At 36.4% G+C, this 14,806-nt stretch carries 8 protein-coding genes, 2 tRNA genes and 2 rRNA genes (1 of these 12 cut by a window edge); 5 read left to right on the top strand and 7 right to left on the bottom strand.

What is annotated here, in order from left to right; genetic code table 11:
- The 5 genes from JQC67_RS06125 to JQC67_RS06105 form a co-directional block, all read right to left on the bottom strand.
- A 23S ribosomal RNA gene (locus tag JQC67_RS06125) occupies positions 1–320 on the bottom strand; it reaches 2,520 nt to the left of the window's first position.
- A gap of 200 nt (positions 321–520) precedes the next feature.
- Positions 521–597 (bottom strand) — tRNA-Ala (locus JQC67_RS06120).
- A gap of 131 nt (positions 598–728) precedes the next feature.
- Positions 729–802: transfer RNA gene (locus tag JQC67_RS06115), tRNA-Ile, on the bottom strand.
- Positions 803–951: 149 nt separating this feature from the next.
- Positions 952–2,476: ribosomal RNA gene (locus JQC67_RS06110) — 16S ribosomal RNA — on the bottom strand.
- The 16S and 23S rRNA genes sit together here with 2 tRNA genes alongside, the layout of an rRNA operon.
- A 670-nt stretch (positions 2,477–3,146) precedes the next feature.
- Positions 3,147–5,132: a putative porin gene (locus JQC67_RS06105; RefSeq protein ID WP_203251957.1), complete on the bottom strand. Its 1,986-nt coding sequence runs from the start codon at positions 5,130–5,132 to the stop codon at positions 3,147–3,149.
- Positions 5,133–5,572: 440 nt separating this feature from the next.
- Here JQC67_RS06105 and JQC67_RS06100 point away from each other — a divergent pair, with 440 nt between their 5' ends.
- The 5 genes from JQC67_RS06100 (at position 5,573) to JQC67_RS06080 (ending at position 10,592) form a co-directional block, all read left to right on the top strand.
- A complete protein-coding gene (locus tag JQC67_RS06100; protein ID WP_203251956.1) occupies positions 5,573–6,586 on the top strand; it encodes a zinc-binding alcohol dehydrogenase family protein in 1,014 nt (337 codons plus the stop codon).
- Positions 6,587–6,684: 98 nt separating this feature from the next.
- Entirely contained in the window at positions 6,685–7,689 is a 1,005-nt protein-coding gene (gene yiaK, locus JQC67_RS06095; RefSeq protein WP_203251955.1) for a 3-dehydro-L-gulonate 2-dehydrogenase, read from the top strand.
- Between the two features lie 17 nt (positions 7,690–7,706).
- Positions 7,707–8,309, top strand: a complete 603-nt coding sequence (locus JQC67_RS06090) for a ribonuclease HII (protein WP_203251954.1) — start codon at positions 7,707–7,709, stop codon at positions 8,307–8,309.
- A 227-nt stretch (positions 8,310–8,536) separates the two neighbouring features.
- Entirely contained in the window at positions 8,537–9,880 is a 1,344-nt protein-coding gene (locus JQC67_RS06085) for an OmpA family protein (protein WP_203251953.1), read from the top strand.
- A gap of 13 nt (positions 9,881–9,893) precedes the next feature.
- Entirely contained in the window at positions 9,894–10,592 is a 699-nt protein-coding gene (locus tag JQC67_RS06080; protein WP_203251952.1) for a TapB family protein, read from the top strand.
- Positions 10,593–10,597: 5 nt separating this feature from the next.
- Here JQC67_RS06080 and JQC67_RS06075 read toward each other — a convergent pair whose 3' ends face one another.
- Together JQC67_RS06075 and JQC67_RS06070 are read right to left on the bottom strand one after the other, a co-directional pair.
- On the bottom strand, positions 10,598–13,330 hold the full coding sequence (locus tag JQC67_RS06075; RefSeq protein WP_203251951.1) for a CHAT domain-containing protein: 2,733 nt from the start codon (positions 13,328–13,330) through the stop codon (positions 10,598–10,600).
- A gap of 68 nt (positions 13,331–13,398) precedes the next feature.
- Positions 13,399–14,733, bottom strand: coding sequence for a S8 family peptidase (locus JQC67_RS06070; protein ID WP_203251950.1), 1,335 nt, complete (start codon positions 14,731–14,733; stop codon positions 13,399–13,401).
- Between the last annotated feature and the right edge of the window lie 73 nt (positions 14,734–14,806).

Here is a 14,806-nt window from a genome sequence, read left to right as displayed (position 1 = left end):
TCATTATGCACACGATATTGTGGTCCTACAACCCCGATTTTGCCGAAACAAAATCGGTTTGGACTAATCCAGTTTCGCTCGCCGCTACTCCCGGAATCACTTTTGTTTTCTCCTCCTCCGGCTACTTAGATGTTTCAGTTCACCGGGTTTGCTCCCGCCTTACGGCGGGTACTATGTCTTCAACATAGTGGGTTGCCCCATTCGGATACCTGCGGATCATATCGTGTGTGCCGATCCCCGCAGCTTTTCGCAGCTTATCGCGTCCTTCATCGCCTCTGAGAGCCTAGGCATTCCCCATACGCCCTTTTCCAGCTTGTCGCCAGACCTTTTATATTCTAATTCGTACTTCTTACTTAAAAAATTCGTGTTTCTTTTTTCAAAATAATATTAATCACCTAAATGATTTATATATTCTGTCCCAATATGTCAATGAACGTTGTGGTGAGTCACCACTAATATTTAAATTAGTGACTTCTCTATGCAATACGATGGAGATAAATAAATATCTCCAGGCATTGCCTGGTGGAGAATATCGGAGTCGAACCGATGACCTCCTGCGTGCAAGGCAGGCGCTCTAGCCAGCTGAGCTAATCCCCCATTTTCTATAAGTTGGCAGTTGCCAGTTTATAGTTGACAGATCACAACTTCTAGAATTTCCAATACTTTTATTCTCAATGAACGTTTTTCAAATCTAAACTCAAACCAATGAACTAACAATTTGAAAATTGTAGTCCCGGGCAGACTCGAACTGCCGACCTCTACATTATCAGTGTAGCGCTCTAACCAGCTGAGCTACGGGACTGTCCCGGATGCACTATAAAGCACACCGTTCCTTTATATTATGATTATAGAGACATACAGATAAAAGTTTAATATAAATCGAAAGAACAGGACTGTTAGACTTTCAAAAGTCAGGTCTATGTCTTACCGGATGGTAAAACAATGCTCTAGAAAGGAGGTGTTCCAGCCGCACCTTCCGGTACGGCTACCTTGTTACGACTTAGCCCTAGTTACCGATCTTGCCCTAGGCCGCTCCTTGCGGCGACGGACTTCAGGCACTCCCAGCTTCCATGGCTTGACGGGCGGTGTGTACAAGGCCCGGGAACGTATTCACCGGATCATGGCTGATATCCGATTACTAGCGATTCCAGCTTCACGGGGTCGAGTTGCAGACCCCGATCCGAACTGTGACCGGTTTTGTGGATCCGCTCTGCGTTACCGCATGGCTTCCCGCTGTACCGGCCATTGTAGCACGTGTGTGGCCCAGGACGTAAGGGCCGTGATGATTTGACGTCGTCCCCACCTTCCTCACGGTTTGCACCGGCAGTCCCGCTAGAGTCCCCATCATTACATGCTGGCAACTAACGGCAGGGGTTGCGCTCGTTATAGGACTTAACCTGACACCTCACGGCACGAGCTGACGACAACCATGCAGCACCTTGCAAATTGCCCGAAGGAAAATCTATCTCTAGACCTGTCAAAATGCATTTAAGCCCTGGTAAGGTTCCTCGCGTATCATCGAATTAAACCACATGCTCCACCGCTTGTGCGGGCCCCCGTCAATTCCTTTGAGTTTCATTCTTGCGAACGTACTCCCCAGGTGGGATACTTATCACTTTCGCTTGGCCGCCCAGATCTCAAGGATCCGGACAGCTAGTATCCATCGTTTACGGCGTGGACTACCGGGGTATCTAATCCCGTTCGCTACCCACGCTTTCGTCCATCAGCGTCAATAAATAGTTAGTCACCTGCCTTCGCAATCGGTGTTCTATGTAATATCTATGCATTTCACCGCTACACTACATATTCCGGCAACTTCACTATTATTCAAGACCATCAGTATCAAAGGCAGTTCCACGGTTGAGCCGTAGTATTTCACCCCTGACTTAATGGCCCGCCTACGGACCCTTTAAACCCAATAATTCCGGATAACGCTCGGACCCTCCGTATTACCGCGGCTGCTGGCACGGAGTTAGCCGGTCCTTATTCTTACGATACCGTCAGCCATCTACACGTAAATGGGTTTCTTCTCGTATAAAAGCGGTTTACGACCCATAGGGCCTTCTTCCCGCACGCGGCATGGCTGGATCAGGCTCTCGCCCATTGTCCAATATTCCTCACTGCTGCCTCCCGTAGGAGTCTGGTCCGTGTCTCAGTACCAGTGTGGGGGATCCCCCTCTCAGGGCCCCTACCCATCGTAGCCATGGTAAGCCGTTACCTTACCATCTAGCTAATGGGACGCATAGTCATCCTTTACCGTAACCTTTAATATTTCTATGATGCCATAAAAACATACTATGAGGTGTTAATCCAAATTTCTCTGGGCTATCCCTCAGTAAAGGGTAGATTCTATACGCGTTGCGCACCCGTGCGCCGGTCGCCGGCAAGTAGCAAGCTACTCCCGCTGCCCCTCGACTTGCATGTGTTAGGCCTGCCGCTAGCGTTCATCCTGAGCCAGGATCAAACTCTTCATTGTCGATTCTTAAATATGTTAAAGCTCCGACTTCTGATTAATTCTCCCAGCCCTGTTTCTCGATCTAATTCTTATCCTAAAAATTGAATTTTTAGAATTACTTTTTATCTCTTAACCTAACCTTATATTACTATATAAAAATTAAGTTGTCTCTACAATATGTGAATGAACTTCTTGAAATTTGCCTCGACACGTTTGTCTCAAAGCGGGTGCAAATATAAAACTGTTTTTTAAACTGCCAAACTTTATTTTGAAAAATATTTATCCTCCATTATTAAGCCAATTTAACAGTATTTTTATGAACGTTTTTTTACCCCTTTTCCACATTCTCGATAGCTACCTATCTCGCTTGCGGGGTGCAAATGTAACACCCTTTTTCAGTTATCAAACAAGTATTCTCATTTTTTTTAAAAATAAAATTCAATTAACTGCGATCCAGATCATTACAAATCAATAAATTTTAAATAATATTCACCCAGCAGCTTTTATGCCTTTTCATAAGGCGATTTCAATCTTATAACAGCAAACTCAATCATTACAAAACAACCTACTAATCTTATTCAAATCACCCTTCTTTTTCTTGCCTTAAACAATCATTCAGAAAAAAAACCTCAAACTAATTATAATGAAGGTGTTATTTGGGAGTAGAAAAACGCTAGTACAGAAGAAATATTTATGAAAAGAAATTCCAAACAACACCAAAACGGATTACAAAATCTCGATATGGATAGTTGGGCGCAGCATAAAATTTATTGGTTTCACCAAAACTTGAATTGAAATGTTCGGCCTTAAGGTAAATTCGTGTCTGCTGTACTCTTGCATTTATAAAAAAGTCTAACATAGGGAAATCACCTAACTTCTCATTGTTCTGAATATAAAACTCACCAAGCACAGGATTGTATGAATCCATAGTATAGGCCGTGAAATATTTTAAAGTAATACCTGTTTGTAAATACATCGCCTTCTTAAAAACATTAGAAGAGAAATACAGTGTGTTTCTCGTTACTAATTGTGGCAAGTTTAAAACTTGATTTGCTTGTGAGACATTCTGATACATTACTGTATTGTTTAAGGCAAACCCACCCAATCTAAATTCTTTACTGTATTTAACCTTTGTATGATTGAGCACATTATTCTCTTGAAAAGGTTTTATGGCTGATTGCTCAAACCCCTCTTCTATTTCATTTTGATCCACTCCGAAATACGAATAATTATCAACGGTACTGTAATCAATTGAAAGATTACCGAAGAATGTAGATTCTAAATCTAATTGAATACCATTGATTTTCTCATTTTCAAAAACCTCTGTATTCTGCCAATTATAATTTGCGTACTCACTCTGATATAACAAGAAGTTAAAATCAGGCATTCTTGCAGAAGCATGTACTGTTGCTTTTATCTTGTTGTTTTCATTTAATTGATATTGCGCAGTTGCCTTCATTATATTATTGGTCAATTGACCGGAAAGTGTATACTTGACTTCTGCATTCAATTTAAAACCACCGATTTGGTTTCTGTACTTAGCACCCAAAATAACCTCTTCTCCTTTCAACTGATTCTGTATAACTTGATCTTCTGTAATCAACTTACTATTAAAGTAATAATTATAGTTATATAAGGATAGACTACCTTCTAACATGCCTAGTGTTGCATTACTAAATTTTACATTGAATTCATTATTCATTGTCTTCAGCCTTGCCCTATCACTAATCGCCTCTAAGAAAGCAGAACCAAAATATTCATTTTGAACAGCATCATCAAATTGATAATAGCGTGTTTCATAATTAAAGACATGCCCTAAAGCCAAGGAAGTTTTCTCAGTTCTACTCGAATCTTTTGTTTTTCTTACTAGCTTATATTGATGATCCCAATAATATCTTTTACCTAATATTTTATTACTCACATCTGCAAATAGTATATCAATTCGCTTGCGATCAGAAAACTCTGTATTACCAGACTCAAACTGCTCAACCTTGCTGTTAATACCACCGTTTTCTTCTGCTTCAATATCTTGTGCAACAACATGCCCTCTTAAACTGTATCTCCTATTTTTGGTTTCATAATTAAAGGTCGTTCTAAAATTACCAGACTGTGCTTGATTGTATTGATACTTACCTAACGACCGAAATCCTTTGTAAGCTATTGAAAAATTCAATCGAGGTGAGGTATTGAACGTTAAAAGCGCATCAAGCAATTGACCTTGTTCTAGTGTTGTTTTAAAAAACAAATCTGACACTGGAGTTGGCACATTATAATAAGTAATATCTTCAGTTTCAAAATAATTATAATGCCTACCCTTTGCTCCTATCTGCGGAAACATATTTGTACGTTCAAAGTCTACCCCTAACTTATTATAGGGTTGCCCTATATTTGCAAAAGGCATCAACTCAAAGAGATCTTTTCTTAAATAGTTGTATTTATACTCCTTTTGAATAGTCAGCGTGGTATCAAGAAAAGTTGTGTCACGCGCGTGGGAAATAATCTTATAATCCTTAATAGAAATTTCTATTTCTTCTTTCTCATCTGCAGCAGCTGATGTTGGTCGGTCTCTTCTTTCTAGTTGTGTTGAATCTTTTTCTTTTCTCGGCGGACGTGGACCTTCTTGCGCGAAAAGAGAAACTCCGAAAAAAAAGGAAATAAAGAATAAGAAATATCTCATTAATATAAATGAATCCTCAGTTGGAGGAAATTAGACTCGACCTGATTTTCAAACAGGTTTTCATTCAACAGCACAAATACTTTCAAAACATAAATTTCGAAATGCTCTCTAGAGAACAAAGTTAATTTTTTTGATGTTAATGCGGTGTGAAAGTTTAATAACTAAATAATTAAGATACTATTAATCTTATTCTGTAATTACATAATCACCATGCACTAACATAAATTAACATTAACAAAGACCAAAGATAACCCCTCATTTACATAGCAAACAATTACAAATCACTATTAATTAAATATCATTCAACATCAAATCTGTTTTGTTTTAAACTTATCTTGTGACTTTTACCATAAACCTATAATTTAGTCTTCTCGAAATAATCACCCTTATATTTGAGTATATAAGAGCATTATCTTTAATCTCCAAAACAGATAGAATACATGAAATATATTGTTTGCAAAGAACCTGGTACATTTTTATTAGAAGAAACAAACGTTCCGGTTCGCAAAGCGGGTGAGGCTTTACTAAAAATTACAAAGGTTGGCATTTGCGGAACAGACCTGCATGCCTTTCAAGGTAACCAATCATTTTTCACATACCCTAGAATATTAGGACACGAATTGGCGGCTGAAATTATAGAGATTGACGAAAACGAGCAAGGCTTAAAAACTGGAGACCATGTTATCATTATGCCATATTTAAGTTGTGGTACATGTGTTGCTTGTAGAAATGGAAAAACCAATTGCTGTACAGATATAGCTGTTTTAGGAGTTCATACTGACGGCGGAATGCAAGAAATTATTAGTCTACCAACTGACATTCTAATAGCTGCAGGCACATTAACAGACAAAGAAATTGCAATAGTTGAACCTTTAGCCATAGGCGCACATAGTCTTAGAAGAGCAGAGATAAAAAAAGGCGAATCAGTTTTAGTTATCGGCTGTGGCCCAATTGGTTTTGGCATCATAAAACTAGCGCAAGTTGCTGGTGCAAATGTCATCGCCATGGATGTAAATAATCAGCGCTTAGAATTTGCTAAAGAAGCATTTGGCGTTGAACACTTAGTAAATGCAATTGATAATCCGTTAGAAACATTACTTGCGTGTAATAACAATGAACTACCAACCGTAGTGATTGATGCAACCGGCAATAAAAAGGCATTAGAATCTGGAGTGAATTATATGGCGCACGGTGGCAAGTATGTGCTTGTTGGCCACCACAAAGGCGAACTTACTTTTAATCATCCTTTTATACATAGTAAAGAAACCACTTTAATGTGTAGCAGAAATGCAACCATGGAAGACATGCTCAAAGTAAAAGAAGTTCTTGAAAGCGGTGCATTTCCAACAGATGCTTATGTCACACATGAGGTTCCTTTTGAAGAAATGATTGAGAATTTTGATTCTTGGTTAAAACCTGAAACTGGTGTCGTTAAAGCAATGCTAACCTTATAATAAAATAATAGTCTCGTTAAATTCGCGGCTCGTTCAACCATTTAATTATCATTTTTTTGACATGATTGAAAATGGTTTCACTATTAAAATAAAACATAATGGCTCTTGTTACCTATAACAAATTGATAGAAGTTTTTGAACAGATACTTACTGATACAGGATTTACTAAAACCGAAGCTGAACTTTGCGCAAAGATATTTGCTGATTCTACTGCCGATGGATACCTGTCACATGGTGTAAATCGTTTTGAGGTTTTTATAAACACGATTACTGATGGATATGTTCAATTGGGAGTAGAACCAGAAAGAGAACTAGCATTGGGAAGTTTTGAAAGATGGAACGGAAAACTAGGTGCTGGACCATTGAATGCAGATTTCAGTATGAAACGCGCAATTGAACTTGCAAAAGAATCTGGAATTGGGTGCGTAGCATTACGAAATGGAAGTCATTGGATGCGTGGTGGAACCTATGGCTGGCAGGCTGCAGAGGCAGGATGTATTGCCCTTTGTTTTACGAATACTATGCCAAATATGCCATCATGGGGAGCTAAGGAAGCTAATACAGGCAACAACCCTTTAATTGTAGCTGTGCCCCAAGAAGAAGGTCATATTGTTCTTGATATGTCTCTTTCTCAATTCTCATATGGCAAAATGCAGCAACTTGAAATGGACGGCAAAGACCTGCCGTTTACAGGAGGATATACTGCTGAAGGTGAACTTACCACAAATCCGAAAGCTATTCTAGATTCTAAAAGACTATTACCAACAGGATATTGGAAAGGCTCTGGACTTTCAATATTAGTTGATTTATTAGTAACCTTATTATCATCTGGAAAGTCAACCGCAAAAATTGGCGAAATGGAAGCAGAATACGGTCTTTCTCAAGTGTTTATTTGTTTTGATGCAAAACAAATGAATAGTGACAATAGACACAAAGAATTGGTTGATGAAATCATTAATCATGTTACAAGTGTTGCGCCAGTAAAAGAAGGGGGCACCATAGAATACCCAGGTAGTCAGACGAGAAAAAGAAGAGAACAGAATATGAAAGACGGCATCCAAATTAATGATGAAGTTTGGAATACCCTATTAGCAAGAATTTAAAGTGCTCTTAATTACACATGCTTAAAAACTATTTTAAATTCTTTGATGAAGCAGGTACGGATGAAGCAGGCCGTGGTTGTCTTGCTGGTCCCGTAACCGCTGCGGCAATAAAGCTTCCTGAAGATTTTTTAAATGAAATACTCAACGATTCAAAACAACTTTCTGAAAACAAAAGAAATCAATTACGCCCACTGCTTGAATCCTTAGCAATTGAATTCGCTGTAGCTCATGTTTATCCCGTAGAAATTGATACCATAAATATTCTGAATGCATCTATTTTAGCAATGCATAAATCAATTGATCAATTCAAAACAAAAACAAAATTCATTGTTGTTGACGGAAACAGATTCAAACCCTACAAAGAAATTCCGCACGCATGTATTATTAAAGGTGATGCAAAATATATGAATATTGCTGCCGCATCAGTTTTAGCAAAAACCTACCGTGATGCATACATGGAAAAAATACATTTAGAATATCCCATGTATAATTGGAAACAGAATAAAGGGTACCCAACTAAAGAACATCGCGCAGCTATTCGTGAATTTGGCATCACAAAATATCACAGAAAAAGTTTCAGATTACTTCCAGAACAACTTGAACTTAAACTGAATCATTAGGGCAACATTCTTACATGTAAGAAAAAGTGCTTTTTTACCATTTATACAATATCTACTACCAAATAGACAATTTTCAGGTCCAATAAATACATAATTTTATAATTAAAAGCTGGGTTCAATTAGTTTTGATGTTAACCTTTTATGGTTTTTATCATTAAAGTATTGTAGCGATTACTCTTTAATTCAAGAATAATATGTCATTACTTATTTACTAAACCCCGTTTGAAATGAAAAAACATAGCATACTATTAAAACAATTATTACCAATTATTGGCTTTCTGTTCTTTTGCCAAACTGGTGAAGCACAATTTTTAAAAAAATTAGGAAAAGCTGCTGAAAGAGCAGCTGAAAGAACTGTTGAACGCAGAGTAGAACAAGAAACTTCAGAAAAAACTGATCAAGCTTTAGATAGTATTTTTGAATCAGGAGAAGGTAAAAAAAACAAGAAACAGCCTATTCCAAAAGAAAGTGAGAATCCTACACAAGTAGATACGAATTCTGAAAATGACCAGAACAATTCTACTTCTTCAGTAGAAAAAAAAGAAAACACTCCTCAGACCATAAAAGTTTATAGTAAGTTTGACTTTGTGCCCGGTGACACTCCAATTTTTGTTGATGATTTCTCTGATGACTTTATTGGTGATTTCCCGGCCCGTTGGAATACCAATGGTAGTGGTGAATTGGTAACCGTTGACGGACAACCCAACAAATGGCTAAAAATACTACCAGGGTATAACTCCGCATATATTCCTGATGTAACAAATTTACCAGAAGAATTCACTTTTGAGTTTGATGTTATTGCAACTGGCATAGACAATAAAACTTCGTCACAATCCTATATTGGCATTGTAGTAAGTGATAACAATACTTTTAAAAAAGGTGCAAATTTTGGAATGGTTGAATATTCTTTTTGTCAATTTATTGCTCGTGGTGTAGTTGTCGAAAATAACATTGATTCGAAAAGGATTATTCGAAACGATGTAAACGCGGATATTCGAAATATTGTTAAAGAAAAACATCATATCTCTGTAGCAGTTAATAAAGAACGATTTAGATTGTGGATAAATGAAAACAAATTTATAGATGTGCCACGCTTATTACCCTCTAATAAACAAATGCAGGGTATTAAATTCAAACTTCGTGGCACCGACACCGAAAAAGAATCTATACTTATTGGAAATATAAAAATTGCAAAAGGCGGTGTAGATTTACGTAGAAAATTACTTTCGGATGGGAAAATTTCAACAAATGGTATTTTATTTGATAGTGGTTCAGCTAATATTCAACCACAATCTATGGGTATAATTCGTCAAATTTACCAGGTGCTTCAACAAGATAGCTCACTAAAATTAAAGATTATCGGTCACACAGACTCCGATGGCGATAATGGTAAAAATATGCAGCTATCCGAAAAAAGAGCCGAAGCTGTAAAAAATGCATTAGTTTCTGTTTATAATGTATCTTCCGAAAGACTTTCAACTGATGGGAAAGGAGAAACAGAACCTGTAGGAGACAACTCATCTACAGATGGCAAGGCACAAAACCGACGCGTCGAATTTATTAAACTATAAAAAACACAATAACATGAAAAATTTTGCACTAACTTTCTTACTAACCATATTATTCATAGGAACAACTTTTGCCCAAGACAGTTGTAGTAAATTCTATCCACTTAAAGAAGGTAGCTCATTTGAATACACGAATACGGATAAAAAAGGAAAAATTGATGGCACAATAAACTATACTATTAGTGATGTTCATTCTGACGGATCGGCTACCGTCGCGACCTTCAACCTAAACCTAAAAGACAAAAAAGGAAAAGAATTATTTGAAACCAATTATTCTTTTAGCTGTGAAAACGGATTGGTCAAAGTAGATTACAAATCACTTTTCCCTTCACAGATGATGAAACAATACACCGAAATGGGCCTAGAAATGGATATTACAGGTACTGATATAGAATTACCTAACGATTTGTCTGTTGGGCAAGAATTACCAGACGCAAATGTTACTGTTGCCATGAGTATGGCTGGCATCAATATGAATGTTTCTGTAAGTCAAACGAATCGAAAAGTTGAGAAAAAAGAAAGTGTAACTACATCTGCAGGTACTTTTGATTGTTATGTTCTTTCAGAAAATAGCACTTCAAAAGCAATGGGTGCAAATTTCGAATTTCAAACAAAGACTTGGTTGGCCGAAGGTGTTGGAATGATAAAGAGTGAAACTTATAAGAAAAATGGAAACTTAGAGAGTAAATCTGAATTGACTAAGTATAGTAAATAGATGTACTAGACATTTCGTTTTCTAACAAACACAAATACTGCAGCTACTATAAGAAGGACTATAATCACCCATTTTAAATTACCATTTAAGAGACCCACATTTTGAATGGGTGAATTATCACCAATAACAATTAATGCACCCCAATAGGCCGGCGAAATATTCGTACCTCTATATTTGTTTATATAAGCAACTTTAGCATTTCTAAGCGCAGCTGATTTTGTTAAGCCTTTATCCAATTCTTTATAAAAGGCAGTCATAATATCTTTACTGGCCTTGTCATTGGTTGTCCAAAGTGATGAGACCACACTTTTTGCTCCAGAGTGAAAAAATCCTCTAGCGAGACTCATAACCCCCTCTCCTTTTTTAAGCTCACCTAAAGAAGTATTACAGGCACTTAAAACCACCATCTCAGCCTGATTTTTATTTGCATATATTTCATTTAAATAAAGTTTTTCATCATTCAGAGCTATCCAGTGGTTTTGCTTTTCACTAATATCGGCGTGGGTAGAAAGATGAATAATGCGATAATCATTTAAATTATCTAAGAGTTGTCGTTTAGTGGCTTCATCTCTTAATAATGACCGGCCCTCAAATATTTTTTCAGCCTCCGTAATTTCTTCTCCACTAAAAGTTAAATCTGGCAATTGTAATGCGGCAAAACTAACAGGGGCTACACCCAGCATTTCATTTTTCGCCTGCCCACTTATTTGATTTTTAGCTTGTAAATAGGAAATGGAATATGCATATCGAATATCAGTATCTTCAATTAAATAATGACTTGTATCAATATCGGTAACCATAGTTTCTAAAGGTAGTTGCTGCAAAATATAGTCACTAACTACGGTTAATTTTTTCCCTTTTATTTGTTGATAAACCTTATCGGGAATTAACTTATTAAATACAAAATTAGAGTTTGTATTAAATTTTTTAATTTTCTCTCGACTAGAAACCAAATCGGTTAATTGCCCATACAATTCTATTATTCTCTCATTTAAATTTTCGACATTTTCTAACTCATAAAAAACAGTTTGGGTATCAGAACTTAAAAGTCCATATCCTTTTTCGTCGTTTAAAATAAATTGTAAGACTACCTCATCTTTAGAAATAAATTTTTTTTTAAAAGATTGATGTGATAGTATTTCTACGTTTTTTTTAAGATTCGCGTAATTTGGAAAATTCGCTATCATCGAATCTGAAAATTGTTCGAACCGTCTTTTGCTTTTATAAATTTCATCTTTCATCTCAGTTTTCTTTTCCTCAGCCAATTCACTATTTTGTAGTTCATTCTCAGCCAAAAAAATAGCCCTCTTCAATTCATATTCTTGTTTGGCTATAGAATCTGGTAGGCTTGCAATTTCTTTAGCTTGTTCGTTGGTTACATTTTCTAATAATAGTAGCGCCTTATTACGTTCCATAAAGTAATATGCTCGCTCTGGCTTTTTCAAATGATAACATGCTTCAACAGCCTTCATATATAATGAAGACCCTTTTTCACGCCAAAATAATTTAGACTGTTCTTCGGAACTCTCTGAACGAATAATATCAACCAATTGATCCGCAAGATTAAAAGTTTTTAAGGCATGTTCGAGATGGTCTCTATTATCATCATGCTCATAGTATTGCATCCAACCATTTGCTTTTGTTACAATATGATTTAAAAGTGAGACTTTATTCGAAGCAAGTTCTAATTCACTTTTTGTGAGTAGTTCGTCATACAAGATTTCCTTTTTCTTGCTAGACGCCAATACTATTGCCTTTTGATAAAAATAAAGGCCCTTTTCATATTCATTTTGGGCCAGATGCCAATCACCTAAGTTTTCATATGGATCGCTATAGGTTGTATCAAGTTCAATAGCTTTAAGTAGGTTTTCTTTGGCTAAATCGAAATTCTCAAGCTTCATTTGAGAAAATGCAATACTATTGAAAACTCGTGCTAAATCATATGATGACAGCTCTAAATGTTCACCAAGCATTTTTGAATGGTATTGAATTGCTTGATTGTAATTGCCTATACTCAGCAACCGATTCCCTTCAATTTGCATTGTCTGAAGTTGTTGGTAAATATCGCTATCAACCGCTTGAATTTTAAACAAAGCATCTACCTTTTCAACTTGAGTTTTTATTTCAACTGAATATTCTTCATAACCCATTTTTTCATAGGTGCCGGCTAAATCTATATTGGCATCAATATACTTATAGCTATTATGTGAATCATTTTTATAAAAATCGGAAACCTTTTGAAAATTCTCAATAGATTTATGAAAATCTCCAATTAATCGATAACACCTTCCAAGTTCACGTCTTGCATTTTGTGTTCTTCTCTCATCATTCCCTAAATCAATCAAATCAGTATAAGCGTCAATAGCCTCAAAAATATTACCATTTACTGAATTAAAATACCCTAGATTATACAACGTCTTCTTTAGGGAATCGTAGTCTAAACTATCTAAGTTCTTTTTTAAGGCGGATGCCTTTTCAGTAACTTCAATAGCATTCTGAATATTCTCAATCTTCCCATTTTCGTGCCAAATTGAATAGTACCATTTACTACCTAAATCATGGTAGCAGTCTGCCAAAACACTTTTTGTCATACTTGCTTGATGCACAATGAAAAACGAATCTATTTTTTGCTGTATCACATCAATTTCAGCATCCGAATCAATAATGCTTAATAACTCGTCATGTTGGCCATAACAAACAGTTGATATAAATAAAAAACACAGCATTAAGTTCTTCATATGTTAAATATAATAAACGTAAAAAGCCCATGCAATTTGCACAGGCTTAATACTTTGTATGAAAGCAATTAATTTACAATAATTGCTTTGTTGTCCTTAATTTTTCCATCTAAACCAGGTTCAATATCCGTGAAGTTGCCATCATCTAAGATTTCATTCTTTAGTTCTACGCCTACAGGTCCACGCATTATAGAATAATTACCTGCAAAACCACTAATATATGCTGCACCATACGAAGTTCCGTTTAATGTGGCCTGTACAATTTCGTTTGAGGCATTTATAAGTTCTATCCCATAGCCTCCAAAAGGAACAGCTACGTCAATACTTTTATTACCATAATTTGATTCTGACGATACTTCTATGGTTCCACTAGTATCATCATAACCACCAACTGCGAATATATTGTCCGCAGAATTACCTGAAATAAAATGCCCCATTGTACCTGCATCATTATCTATTCCTTTATTCCCAGCCGAAGCAACAACTAAAACATTTTTATTCTTCAAATCCTCTAAAATTTGATTCAAAACAACATGATTTTCAATGTCTTCTTGTAACATGGCACCACCAAAACTAGCGTTTACAATATTAATATCACCCCCTTTATCTTGTATGTCACGCACATACCCTAGGGCACAGATTACATTAAATAACGAGCCTTCTCCACTACCATTAAAAGCCTTTAGTGGTAAAATATTATATCCGACCCCCGCGTCTTCCAAAACGGACATCGTTAACTTGGTAACATAAGTACCATGCCCATGCTGATCCAAAACATTATCCGTTCCTTCAGTAAAATTCCATCCTGAAAAAGTATCAAAACAAACTGAATTTGGTACTCCGTATAACAAATCAGTACCAAAATCATAATTCAAATAATCAAGGCCTGTATCAATTACCGCAATATTCACATCATTTGCACCGGGCACAAAATTGACTATTCCCTCCTGTTCGTTTGGATCAAAGTCGTTTGCTGTGGCGAAAGTCCCTAATACTCGTGGTAAAACAATTTCAAAATCTTGATCACCTTCCACATCATTTCCACCAGAACTACCTCTTAACCTACTTACGGCTCTTTCAATTTCAAGCACATCAGTATCAATGGTCCAGCGCTCAATATTGGTATCACCACAATTACAACTCTCTGTTACGGTAACAGAAAATTCTTCGCGTATTGCTTGACGTTCAGGGTCGCTTAAAGATGGATCAAAACTAATGACTAACTTATTTGGTGACATAATGATATTTGGACCTTCGTCTTCTAATCCTTCATCAACAACAACTCTAATAATATCGTCGTCGTCATGACCGTGACCGTGTCCATGATGTTTCCAAAAATCTTTGGTACAACTTTGTAGACATATAGCCCCAATTGCAAGTACTACTAATACACTCTTTCTCATAATTTAATTTTTAAGGTTGACTAATTATAACACACTTAAAATGATATACTTTTTCTTTACAAAAATGCGAGGT

Origin of the sequence: Aurantibacter crassamenti (assembly GCF_016811105.1) — a bacterium.
Classification (GTDB): Bacteria; Bacteroidota; Bacteroidia; order Flavobacteriales; family Flavobacteriaceae; genus Aurantibacter_A; species Aurantibacter_A crassamenti.
This window is presented reverse-complemented; position numbering and strand designations above follow the sequence as displayed.

What these genes read in the sequence shown, in the direction of transcription:
- yiaK (WP_203251955.1), top strand. Translation starts at nt 6,685, where the DNA reads ATGGCTCTTGTTACCTATAACAAATTGATAGAAGTTTTTGAACAGATA.
- JQC67_RS06075 (WP_203251951.1), bottom strand. Translation starts at nt 13,330, where the DNA reads ATGAAGAACTTAATGCTGTGTTTTTTATTTATATCAACTGTTTGTTAT.
- JQC67_RS06090 (WP_203251954.1), top strand. Translation starts at nt 7,707, where the DNA reads ATGCTTAAAAACTATTTTAAATTCTTTGATGAAGCAGGTACGGATGAA.
- JQC67_RS06080 (WP_203251952.1), top strand. Translation starts at nt 9,894, where the DNA reads ATGAAAAATTTTGCACTAACTTTCTTACTAACCATATTATTCATAGGA.
- JQC67_RS06105 (WP_203251957.1), bottom strand. Translation starts at nt 5,132, where the DNA reads ATGAGATATTTCTTATTCTTTATTTCCTTTTTTTTCGGAGTTTCTCTT.
- JQC67_RS06100 (WP_203251956.1), top strand. Translation starts at nt 5,573, where the DNA reads ATGAAATATATTGTTTGCAAAGAACCTGGTACATTTTTATTAGAAGAA.
- JQC67_RS06070 (WP_203251950.1), bottom strand. Translation starts at nt 14,733, where the DNA reads ATGAGAAAGAGTGTATTAGTAGTACTTGCAATTGGGGCTATATGTCTA.
- JQC67_RS06085 (WP_203251953.1), top strand. Translation starts at nt 8,537, where the DNA reads ATGAAAAAACATAGCATACTATTAAAACAATTATTACCAATTATTGGC.